13 protein-coding genes are annotated in these 9716 nt (G+C 52.9%); 6 read left to right on the top strand and 7 right to left on the bottom strand.

All coding sequences use genetic code 11. The annotated features are described in order from the left end of the window. The 4 genes from BLR64_RS23255 to BLR64_RS23240 form a co-directional block, all read right to left on the bottom strand. Positions 1-269 (bottom strand): transposase (locus BLR64_RS23255; RefSeq protein ID WP_090718123.1); only part of this gene is annotated, 269 nt, incomplete at its 3' end. A gap of 150 nt (positions 270-419) precedes the next feature. Further along, positions 420-1232, bottom strand: a complete 813-nt coding sequence (gene thiD, locus BLR64_RS23250; protein WP_090718122.1) for a bifunctional hydroxymethylpyrimidine kinase/phosphomethylpyrimidine kinase — start codon at positions 1230-1232, stop codon at positions 420-422. A 182-nt stretch (positions 1233-1414) separates the two neighbouring features. Continuing rightward, complete coding sequence (locus tag BLR64_RS23245; protein ID WP_090718119.1) at positions 1415-2458, bottom strand: DUF4850 domain-containing protein; 1044 nt, start codon at positions 2456-2458, stop codon at positions 1415-1417. Next, on the bottom strand, positions 2451-2990 hold the full coding sequence (locus tag BLR64_RS23240) for an RNA polymerase sigma factor (RefSeq protein ID WP_090718117.1): 540 nt from the start codon (positions 2988-2990) through the stop codon (positions 2451-2453). The genes BLR64_RS23245 and BLR64_RS23240 overlap by 8 nt, the downstream gene beginning before the upstream one ends. A 179-nt stretch (positions 2991-3169) precedes the next feature. Between BLR64_RS23240 and BLR64_RS23235 the strand changes: the two genes are divergently transcribed. Beyond that, positions 3170-4327, top strand: coding sequence for a tetratricopeptide repeat-containing glycosyltransferase family 2 protein (locus BLR64_RS23235; RefSeq protein WP_341833399.1), 1158 nt, complete (start codon positions 3170-3172; stop codon positions 4325-4327). A 92-nt stretch (positions 4328-4419) separates the two neighbouring features. Here BLR64_RS23235 and BLR64_RS23230 read toward each other — a convergent pair whose 3' ends face one another. Further along, on the bottom strand, positions 4420-5400 hold the full coding sequence (locus BLR64_RS23230) for a glycosyltransferase (protein WP_244157832.1): 981 nt from the start codon (positions 5398-5400) through the stop codon (positions 4420-4422). A gap of 263 nt (positions 5401-5663) precedes the next feature. Here BLR64_RS23230 and BLR64_RS30100 point away from each other — a divergent pair, with 263 nt between their 5' ends. Further along, a complete protein-coding gene (locus BLR64_RS30100) occupies positions 5664-5816 on the top strand; it encodes a DUF1572 family protein (protein ID WP_167360768.1) in 153 nt (50 codons plus the stop codon). An 11-nt stretch (positions 5817-5827) separates the two neighbouring features. Here the strand turns inward: BLR64_RS30100 and BLR64_RS23225 are convergent, their stop codons facing one another. Continuing rightward, positions 5828-6664 carry a sugar phosphate isomerase/epimerase family protein gene (locus BLR64_RS23225; protein ID WP_090718112.1) on the bottom strand — a complete coding sequence of 279 codons (837 nt, stop codon included), beginning with the start codon at positions 6662-6664 and terminating at the stop codon, positions 5828-5830. A 121-nt stretch (positions 6665-6785) separates the two neighbouring features. Here BLR64_RS23225 and BLR64_RS23220 point away from each other — a divergent pair, with 121 nt between their 5' ends. Then, positions 6786-7184 (top strand): YkvA family protein, encoded by a 399-nt coding sequence (locus BLR64_RS23220; RefSeq protein ID WP_090718110.1) that lies wholly within the window; start codon positions 6786-6788, stop codon positions 7182-7184. Here the strand turns inward: BLR64_RS23220 and BLR64_RS23215 are convergent. Continuing rightward, the gene (locus tag BLR64_RS23215; RefSeq protein WP_090718108.1) at positions 7181-7585 is read right to left on the bottom strand and encodes a winged helix-turn-helix transcriptional regulator; all 405 of its coding nucleotides are present in this window, start codon (positions 7583-7585) and stop codon (positions 7181-7183) included. The two genes, BLR64_RS23220 and BLR64_RS23215, sit on opposite strands and share 4 nt — an antisense overlap. Positions 7586-7732: 147 nt before the next feature. Between BLR64_RS23215 and BLR64_RS23210 the strand changes: the two genes are divergently transcribed. From BLR64_RS23210 to BLR64_RS23200, 3 genes are all read left to right on the top strand, one after another. Continuing rightward, positions 7733-8416, top strand: a complete 684-nt coding sequence (locus BLR64_RS23210) for an NAD(P)H-dependent oxidoreductase (RefSeq protein WP_090718106.1) — start codon at positions 7733-7735, stop codon at positions 8414-8416. Between the two features lie 194 nt (positions 8417-8610). Continuing rightward, positions 8611-9027 carry a CidA/LrgA family protein gene (locus tag BLR64_RS23205; protein WP_244157830.1) on the top strand — a complete coding sequence of 139 codons (417 nt, stop codon included), beginning with the start codon at positions 8611-8613 and terminating at the stop codon, positions 9025-9027. Further along, positions 9024-9713 carry an LrgB family protein gene (locus tag BLR64_RS23200; protein ID WP_090718103.1) on the top strand — a complete coding sequence of 230 codons (690 nt, stop codon included), beginning with the start codon at positions 9024-9026 and terminating at the stop codon, positions 9711-9713. Before BLR64_RS23205 ends, BLR64_RS23200 begins: the two co-directional genes overlap by 4 nt. Positions 9714-9716 lie beyond the last annotated feature (3 nt).

Raw genomic sequence — 9716 nt, 5'->3', positions numbered from 1 at the left:
ACCTGTGCCTTTAAGTAATCTCGTTCTTCTTCTATACTGGAAAATGTAGAACGTGGACGTCCTTTTAAAGGGCTGGTTGCCCCTTTTCGTGTATCGAATGGCTCTCCATTCCGATATTTCTTTACCCATACTTTAAGCTGGGTACAGTTCGCAATCCCCAACCTGTCGGAGACAATCTTGTAGCTCTCACCTCCTGTAAAATAGGCTTGAATAGCCTCTGTCTTGAATTCCTCTGTGTACGATTGAAATACTTGTCCCTTTTTGGCCATACAAAAATCCCCTCCAAGTTCACTCATTTCCTCATGTTAACACATGAGGTTTTTTACGAGTGTCTACTTGAAGGGGATAATACCAGTACCCACTATGGGGTACACGGTTTTTTAGCAGACAATCTATGGCTGTTCCAGTCAGGGCTTGTCCTATTTCTCCAGACGGTAGCCGCCGTGGAATACAGGTCCTACATACTGGTTAAAAGCGTAGCCGCTACGGATTGCGGCAGAAACGAAGTCTTTAGCCTTGGCTACAGCTTCATGTACCGTCAGACCGTTGGCCAGCCCGCCTGTAATCGCCGCAGCAAATGTGCAGCCGGCGCCGTGGTTGTAAGCCGGTTCGATCTTCGCGGTTTCCAGCACGGTAAATTCCGAGCCGTCGAAGAAGACATCGATCGCCAGATCGCCGCCGAGCGCCTTGCCGCCTTTTACGACGACATTCTTGGTTCCGAGCTTGTGGATCAGGCGTGCTGCTTCCTTCATCTCTTCAAGGGTTGTGAGCTTGCCCAGTCCGGACAGCACACCGGCTTCGAACAGGTTGGGCGTAGCTACTGTTGCTAGCGGCAGCAGCAGATCTCGGATAGCATTGGCGCTTTCAGGATTCAATACTTCATCTTCACCTTTGCAGACCATAACAGGGTCTATGACTACATTTGTCTGCAGGCTGTCTTTAATCGCTTTTTCAGCGACTTGGACGATTTCGACACTGCCCAGCATGCCTGTCTTCATGGCATCGACCGGACCGCCGGCAAAGACCGTCTTGAGCTGCTCGGCTACAATTGCAGCGTCGACCGGGTAAACGTTGTGGTGCCATCCGTTATCCGGGTCCATTGTAACGATAGTGGTTAATGCGCTGAAGCCGTAAGTACCATATTCCTCAAAGGTTTTGAGGTCAGCCTGGATGCCTGCGCCACCGCTGGAGTCACTACCGGCTATAGTTAGAGTTTTAACGATTTTGGACAAGGCGAACGTCTCCTTCTGTATATAAAGTTCTGAAGCACTGATTCTGGTGGAATCATTGTATATTTCCCGCAGAAACGGCTGCAACTCTTATGGAGAGCAGAGGCGTTTCTGCGTGCACTACGATATTATAACAAAAAACACCGCTACCGTCGCACTATTTTCAGTACTGCGCCGCCTGTATTTTAGCCCTGCTGCTCAAGAGTGGATAACAGGTCACTGGTTGAATATGGAGCAGGATCTGCTTCCCCTGATTCCGGCCCTGACTCAGGAAGAATCAGCGCCCCGTGAACGGCAGCGAAGAAGCCCAGTATGCTCTCCATTGCTGCATTCTCCGGAATACCGGAGGCATGGCGCAGCTCTATTCTGCGGATGAGATAACCCCAGCTTCCCTCCTCGTAATAAGCCGCCCCGTCTGCCAAAAGGCCGTCCTTGTCCGGCTGCAGGGCATAGCGGACCGTACGTCCTGCAGCCCCTCCGGTACCGAGCAGCTCCCGGCTTTTGAAATGGAGCGGCACGTATACAGGAAAGCCGCTATCCTCCGCCCAGTCTGCTTTCTCCGGAAAATACAGACCGATATCGCTGATTGCACAGCCCTGGCAGCTCCAGTTGGTATCCGTATAGGCCAGTGTTTGTGCAGGATCGGCCGGGTCCGTGAAGGTTAAGCCATAGGAGCCGTTCGCGCCAATCACCGCAGAGGCCACCCAGCCGGCAGGCGAGAGCAGCAGGTAGCTGCTTTTGCCGTCAGCTCCGTAGACCAGTGTTGCCTGCAGCTGGTCTGCCATTTCGGCGGATAGCGGAAAAGTCATTTCCGGCAAGGCCGGAACCGGATTCCTGACTGCCGGGTATCCGTCATCCACACTGGGAACGGCAAGCACAGCAACAAGCGGCAGCTGCACCTCATCGCCGGAAGGATCTGCGGAAGGGAAGGACAGTGCAGGCGACTGTGTGCCGGCCGCTCCGGGATCCGGGGAGTTTTCCCCGCTTGAAACTGCACCGTGATCCGGCCGGCCGGTGAGGCTGCTGAATCCGCCGCTGCTGTAACCGATCACCAGCACCAGTGCCACTAAAGGCAGAATGACTGCAGCATATATCCAGCGGCGGAGCTTCCGCTGCGGCGGATGGTTCAGCCGTCTGTTCACGTTCCGCTGAAGCTTCTCAGTGAAATGCCTGTCTGCAAACGGCGATTCCTGCAGCCGCTTTTCCCAGTCGTGCGGTAATCTAGCCATTCCCGTTCAGCTCCTTTTCCCAGTATTCGCTTGCCTTCTGCCGTGCCCGGTGCAGCCTCGATTTGGCAGCCGACAGGCTGATATTCAGCGTATGGGCCAGCTCTTCCATTGTCATTTCATAGTGAGCATGCAGCATCAGAATCTCCCGGTATTTCCGAGGCAGCCGTAATACCAGCTGCCAGACTTCACTGCTGAGTGATTCATCCATATAGGCATTTTCAGCCGATTGTGCTGTACGTGTGCTGTCCGGGGCTGCCAACAGGGTTACCCTTTTCATAAAACTGCTGCTGTGGTAGGTATACCAGCGGTTGCGGGTGATCCGCAGCAGCCATGTTTTGACGGATGCCTCCCCGCGGAAGGCGTGCATATATTTATAAGCCCGGATGAAGGTTTCCTGGGCGATATCGTCGGCAGCACTGCTGCTGCGCGACAGGAAGAAGGCGTAATTCCATACATCCTCGCCGTAGATTTCCATCAGTGTCTGTAATGCGCCAGCGCTCATCGTGGCGACGTTATTTCGCTCCATTGACATGCCTTGCCCCCCAGTCTCAATAACATTGACCCTCCCACATCAGGAAAAGTTGCTTTTTTTTGCAGGAAACTTTATTGTCCGGCCCGTTCAGCAGAGGATACCGGCGGAATCCGGCAGCACCATAGGTAGGAACAGGGTTGCAAAACGGCAGGGCTGCATATCCATATAGGAGCACCAATGTGGTTGACAGTACAACCGGTCAGGAGGACATGATGATAGAAATCAGCTTATGTATGATTGTCCGCAATGAAGAAAACAGCCTGCCCCGCTGCCTTTCTACAGTCTCCGCGATTGCCGACGAGATCATTATTGTGGATACAGGCTCTACCGACGGTACAAAGTCTGCTGCTATGGCTTTCGGGGCGGTCCTTTATGATTTTACCTGGATTGACGATTTCTCCGCTGCACGTAATTTTGCCTTCAGCAAAGCTACCAAAGAATACATCCTTTGGCTTGACGCCGACGATTATCTTAAAGAGGAGGACCAGCAGCGGTTTATACGGCTGAAGAGCAATATGCCGGAGGGAATCGACAGCGTAAATATGCAATATAATCTGGGCTTTGATGCAGCCGGGAATGTGACCGCTTCGCTGCGCCGCAACCGTCTGGTCCGCCGCAGCTGCAATTTCAAATGGATCGGGCCGGTGCATGAGTATCTGGAGGTGTACGGGCCTTCGCTCAGCAGTGATGTCTGTATTACGCATGAAAAAGACAAAGCATACACTGACCGCAATCTGCAGATTTACCAGAAACGGGCGGCAGCCGGAGAACAGTTCACCCCGCGCGACCAGTACTATTTTGCTAATGAGCTGCGTGACCATGGGAGGTTTGAAGAGGCCTCCGGATATTATGAGCAGTTTCTGGACGGGGGGAGAGGCTGGGTAGAGGATAATATTCAGGCCTGCCTGAAGCTGGCAGAATGCCGGGAACGGTTAGGGGAGCAGGGAGCTGTCTTCGCCGCGCTCTGCAGGACGCTGCAGTATGACCAGCCGCGTGCGGAGTTCTGCTGCAGGCTTGGTGCCTGGCATCTGGATAAGGGCCAGCTGCAAACGGCGGCTTACTGGTATGAGCTGGCGGTCAAGCTGCCACGGAACGGGGAATCCATGGCGATCAGGAATGAAGCCTATTCGACCTGGCTGCCCTATCTTCAGCTGGCCTTGTGCTATGACCGGCTGGGACAGCATGAAAAAGCCAATCAATATAATGAAACAGCGCTGTTGTTCCATCCGACACATCCCAGCATGCTGTATAACCGCAATTATTTTCAGAACCTCCTCGGGGACCGTTATATCCGGCTGCAATCCCCGGAAGCAGAAGCTGGTCCTGCATCGCCGTAAGACCGATTAACAGGCTTACCAGAATAACCTGCCGTTTACGAACAAAAGGACAGCAGCACACCGCCGGTTTCCGATGTGCTGCTGCCCTTTTATTATGCCATGTAATTCAAAATGGCCTGTTCCAGCTTCCGGACGCTGTTCGCCCAGGTCCAGCTGTTTGAGTCTGCTTCACCCTGGGAGGCCAGCCTGACTCTGAGCACATGATCCTGCACCAGCCGGATTACGTCTCCGGCCAGCCGGTTTTCATAGCGGAAAGAGAGCAGGCAGTTTTGTTCATGCCTGGCATACTCCATATTTCCTCCCGAATACACGGTTGCCAGCGCAGCACCGCAGCGCATTGCTTCCAGCCCCGGCAGGGAGCCGCTGTCAAAACTGCTGGAGCTGACAAAAATATCGGCCCCGTTATAATGATAATTCAGCTCCTCATCGTTCAGCGGGGTGAAGAAGCGGTATTTGCCGCTGGCTTTCAGCTGTTGCAGGGACTCCGAGGTGTAGAATTCATCCGGCGGGCTGATGAAATTGATCGTAACCTGCGGCAGATTCTGTTTCACGATATCTAACTGCTGAATGAGATAATCCTGCTCACGGTGCCACGAAAATCCGTTTTCGACCTTGCGGAGAATGGCTGTAATATTCATGGGCTCCTGCAGCTTGTGGCGGATATGCTGGTTGCGGAAAATTGTACTGATGCCGACCGGAACCATGCTGGCTGTTATCCCGTGGTTAAGGGCAATAATATCCCGCTGCCATTTCGACAGCACAATCAGCCTTGGCGTGGTATTATAACTGGGAAATGAGACATGATTCTCAGGCAGGAACAGAGGTTCATAGCATAACGACAGGCGGACATGAAGCCCCTTGCCGCTCTGGCTTGCCGCCTCGGAGACCGGCACCGTAGTATAAAAGTTGGATACGATAACATCGCTGAAGGGGAAGTCGGATTCCCGGAGCACAGTATGATCGGTGCGGTGCAGGGCCGAATGAATCTCGTAAGAAACATCGCCGTGGATAGGCATGACAATAACAACCTGGTGGCCCAGCGCAGTCAGACCATTGGTGAGTTCCACCAGCATTCGTTGCGCTCCGCCATGGCATAAGGTAAGAATGGGGAATGTGAACCTCATCACTGATCTCTTCCCTTCTTTGTGTGGCGCTGCATTGGCATTCATGCTATGTTATAGCATTTTATTCAGCAGGCAGGGAAAAGTACGTTATTTGGTCATGTGTCTAAATGGAACAGAAGGACAGGAGGCGTCAGAATTGAGAGAAGCGAATGAAGTGCTAACGGGGTGCATGCGAAGGCTGGATCAATCTCTCGGATATGTGGAGACGGCGCTTGGAAGGCTTACTGAGGTTCCGCTGGAGTATTCAGAAAATCCTGACCGGTGCGGCAGAGCATTACGCCTACCACACCGGTCAGATTGTGTACGTCACAAGATGGCTGCAGGATGAAGAGGAGCATCCGCTGGCCTGGAAGCACTACACTTGAAGCTTACAGCACTAGCTGCGCAGGCTGTGCAGCAGGGCAACCGTTTCGTTAAATACCGGCAGTGTGATCTCTTCCAGGGACACATCAAGCATCGGCTTGCGTGCCTGAAGCTTCCTGAAGAAGTCAGCCGTGTGGAACAGCCCGCCGCCCGGAACGCCATGGCGGTACCCCTCGCCGCCCGCATAAATGTCCTTCAGGTGGGCGAGTATGATCCGGTCACCGAACAGGTCGAGGGAGCTGTCCACAATCTCATCCTGACGGCTTACATCCTGCCCAATAAGGTTGCAGGGGTCGAATACGACGCCGATGTTGCTGGAAGGCACCTCATCCAGGATGCGGCGCATGTGCTGCGGGGAAGCAAGAGTGTGCGTGCTGACGCCTTCGATACCGACGAATACACCCCACTTTTCCGCTTCTTCGGCCAGTTCCTCCAGCGTAGACCTGAAGGTCTCCCAGCCGATTTCCTGATAGCGTTCCGGATCAGCAGGCTGATAGGTAGTTAAGCCTCCGCTTTCGGTGGCTACCATGGGTGCCCCGAACTGCTTGGCGAAGCGCAGATGCTCCTTGAAACGGTTAATCTCAGCCCTGCGTATTGCCGGGTCCGGGTTAATCGGGTCAATGTAGCAGCCGAGCACGCCGATGCGGATGCCCGCCTTGTCGAATTTTTCACCGATATAATTAGCCAGAGCGGGGCTGAATTTGCCCGGAGAAAGATCAATATCCTGTATAGCTTTGGTCAAGGCGAGCTGCACGAAGTCAATGTCATGAGCCTGCAGAGTGGAAACCAGTGTGTCTAGGGGCAGGCAACCTGCCGTATGGGCCAAAGTTCCGAAGCGAATGGGTAACATCTCCTTTTATTATAATTATTGCGTATATCTATTAATAATAATTACGCTTTCATATACTTGCAACTTCTAACCCGCGACAAAATAGCACTGATTAGGGTAATTGATAGTAGGAGGGATTGATATGGAACTGGAAAATGATAAGCTGCCGGCAGTGCTGAAGGCGGAGGAATTTAAGTACAGCAAGGAGAATGAGCAGATCGTCAAAAAGGATTTTTGGCGCAAAATGAAAAAGTTCGCCGGTAAAATCCCCTTTACAAAGGATGCGGTTGCTATGTATTACTGTGCCATTGATGCCAAAACGCCGCTCTGGGCCAAGGGCATCGCATTCGGAGCACTGGCTTACTTTATCGCTCCTATAGATGCTATTCCGGATGCGTTTATCGGGCTAGGCCTGACCGATGATGCCGCAATCATTGCCGCCGGTGTCCGGGCGATCGCCGGTCAGGTGACCGAGGAGCACCGGGAGAAATCCGAGCTGTTTTTTGATGATGAACCCAAAAAAGAAGGGGCGCGGCGCTAAGCCTGCCCCTCTGCACCAGTTTTCTGCCGGTTAGAGCCGTCTTTTTCGCCGGAAAGCTGCTTGGTCTGGTAGGTTACACCCCAATCCCTCATCAAGCGGATGATCGGAATCAGCGTGCGGCCAAATTCGGTCAGCGAGTATTCAACCTTTGGCGGAACCTGCTGATACACCTCACGGTGGACCACACCGTCTTCCTCCAGCTCGCGCAGCTGCAGCGTAAGCATACGCTGGGTAATGCCCGGGCAGATTCTCCGGAACTCATTAAAACGCTTAGTACCGTCCATCAGATGGTACAGCAGAACGCCCTTCCATTTTCCGCCGATTACATCAAGGGTAAATTCAACGGGACAGGCTTTAGCGCCATCGGGACATTCGCCAAAGCCCCCTTTTCGGTCACGCATGCCAGTTCACCTCACAGTATCATTTTGTATACTACATAACAAAAATGTGCGTACTTCAAACTTCGTTATATATATCTTAATATTAAGCATGTGAACAGGATAACGTCAAAACAATATTTTAAAAGGACTGGAAAGGGTGTAACTAATATGGAAACTTTGGAAAAGAACAATGCGTTAAAAGAGGATATTCTGGCAGCCTACACCTTCAGACATGCCACCAAGGAATTTGACAGCAGCCGCAAAATCAGCGATGAGGATTTCGGGTTCATCCTGGAAACAGCACGTCTTTCGCCAAGCTCCTTCGGGTTTGAGCCATGGAAATTTGTCGTTGTCCAGAATCCCGAGCTGCGCGAGAAGCTGCGGGTGAATGCCTGGGGGGCACAGAAGCAGCTGCCTACAGCCAGTCATTTTCTGCTGATTCTGTCAAGACAGCCGGCGGATCTGGCAGCGGATTCGGCCTATATCGGCGGAATGATGCATGATGTGCAGCAGCTGCCGCAGGAGGTGGCTGCAGGCAAAGCCAAGGCTTTTGATACCTTTCTGAACGAGGACTTCGGATTAAAGGGCAACGACCGGGCCAAATTTGAGTGGGGGGCACGACAGACCTATCTGGCGCTCGGGAACATGATGACCGCCGCGGCCATGATCGGCATCGATTCCTGCCCGATTGAAGGCTTCGACAAGGAGCTGATTGAGCAGACGCTGGAAGCGGAGGGTATTCTGGACCGTGAGCATTTCGGCCTCGCCTGCATGGTCGCCTTCGGATACCGGAAAGCTGAACCCCGTGCCAAAACAAGACAGACTGCTGAACAGGTCATTCAGTGGGTTTAAGACTATAGCAAGACAAACAACCTCTTTGCAGAAGCTGGTGCTGCGTGCGCCGGCCTTGCAGAGAGGTTTTTCTTATTTGTGAAAATATTGAGAAGGTGCGAAAAACAATTGAAAATTTGCTGAAAGGCCGCTAGTCTAAGAAGGTAACGATTACCGGTGAATTACTTATTTTAGACTGAGGGGATTCCTGCAACATGAAAATAATCCGTATCATTGCCGAGGTCGGAGTACTGTATGTGTTCTATCTGGCAGGCGATGTCCTGCAGAAGCTGATGCATCTGCCCGTTCCCGGCAGCATAGTCGGCCTGTTGTTGCTTTTTGTACTCTTATTATTAAAAATTGTACCTGTTAAGCTGATTGAAAACGGCTCGTCGTTTATCCTGGCCTACCTGCCCATGTTCTTCATTCCGGCAACCGCCGGGATTATGAACCATCTTGATATTTTCAGCGGCCGCGGCCTGCTGCTCATTGCGGTTCTGGTTGTCAGCAGTGTGATCACCATGGTTGTGACTGCTCATACCAGCGAGTGGATCGCCGGCTTTAGCGCAAGCCGTGCCGCGAGACAAAGCCTTCCTGGCGAGACTCTTAGTGAAAAGAGGAAGGGCGCATGAGACTGCTGCTTGCCGCAGGATTTATCCTGTTTAATGTTGCCATTTATCTGTTCATGGCTATGCTGTACAAACGGTACCGTCTGCCTGTCCTTTTACCCGCGCTGACGGCCACCTTTACGGTGGTGGTCCTGCTGCTCGGGTTTGATATTTCGTATGATACATACATGATCGGCGGCGAATGGATCAACCGGCTGCTCGGGCCTGCTGTCGTCTCACTGGCTTACCCGCTGTATAAACAGCGGCATGTGCTGCGGGAGAATCTGCCGGCTGTGCTGGGAGGAACCGTGACCGGCCTCTTGGTCGGCATGATGAGCGGCCTGCTGCTGGCAGCCGGTCTGGGCTTCTCCAAAATTTATGTGCTGTCGATTCTGCCCAAATCCATTACCACGGCCGTTGCGATTCAAATTTCCGGCAGCCTGGGCGGGGATTCTTCACTGACCTCTGTATTCGTGATGATTGCCGGCTTCACCGGGGCAATTGGCGGGCCATACATCATCAAGCTGTTCAGAATCCGCAGCGAGTCCGGCATCGGCATCGGTCTGGGCACCGCATCCCATGCGCTCGGCACGGCCAAAGCGCTGGAATATGGTGAGCAATCCGTCTCTATGAGCTCTGTTGCCATGACGGTCTGTGCCATTGTCGGCTCCATTGTTTCGCCGCTCGTCGTCTGGATCATGTATCACTAGCTG

Source organism: Paenibacillus typhae (assembly GCF_900099765.1).
Taxonomy (GTDB): domain Bacteria; phylum Bacillota; class Bacilli; order Paenibacillales; family Paenibacillaceae; genus Paenibacillus_AQ; species Paenibacillus_AQ typhae.
This window is presented reverse-complemented; position numbering and strand designations above follow the sequence as displayed.

Excerpts from the sequence above, each read along its gene's own strand:
- BLR64_RS23245 (WP_090718119.1), bottom strand. The coding sequence starts at position 2,458 with ATGGCTAGATTACCGCACGACTGGGAAAAGCGGCTGCAGGAATCGCCG.
- BLR64_RS23240 (WP_090718117.1), bottom strand. The coding sequence starts at position 2,990 with ATGTCAATGGAGCGAAATAACGTCGCCACGATGAGCGCTGGCGCATTA.
- BLR64_RS23230 (WP_244157832.1), bottom strand. The coding sequence starts at position 5,400 with ATGCTGGTGGAACTCACCAATGGTCTGACTGCGCTGGGCCACCAGGTT.
- BLR64_RS23225 (WP_090718112.1), bottom strand. The coding sequence starts at position 6,664 with ATGTTACCCATTCGCTTCGGAACTTTGGCCCATACGGCAGGTTGCCTG.
- BLR64_RS23220 (WP_090718110.1), top strand. The coding sequence starts at position 6,786 with ATGGAACTGGAAAATGATAAGCTGCCGGCAGTGCTGAAGGCGGAGGAA.
- BLR64_RS23215 (WP_090718108.1), bottom strand. The coding sequence starts at position 7,585 with ATGCGTGACCGAAAAGGGGGCTTTGGCGAATGTCCCGATGGCGCTAAA.
- BLR64_RS23210 (WP_090718106.1), top strand. The coding sequence starts at position 7,733 with ATGGAAACTTTGGAAAAGAACAATGCGTTAAAAGAGGATATTCTGGCA.
- BLR64_RS23205 (WP_244157830.1), top strand. The coding sequence starts at position 8,611 with ATGAAAATAATCCGTATCATTGCCGAGGTCGGAGTACTGTATGTGTTC.
- BLR64_RS23200 (WP_090718103.1), top strand. The coding sequence starts at position 9,024 with ATGAGACTGCTGCTTGCCGCAGGATTTATCCTGTTTAATGTTGCCATT.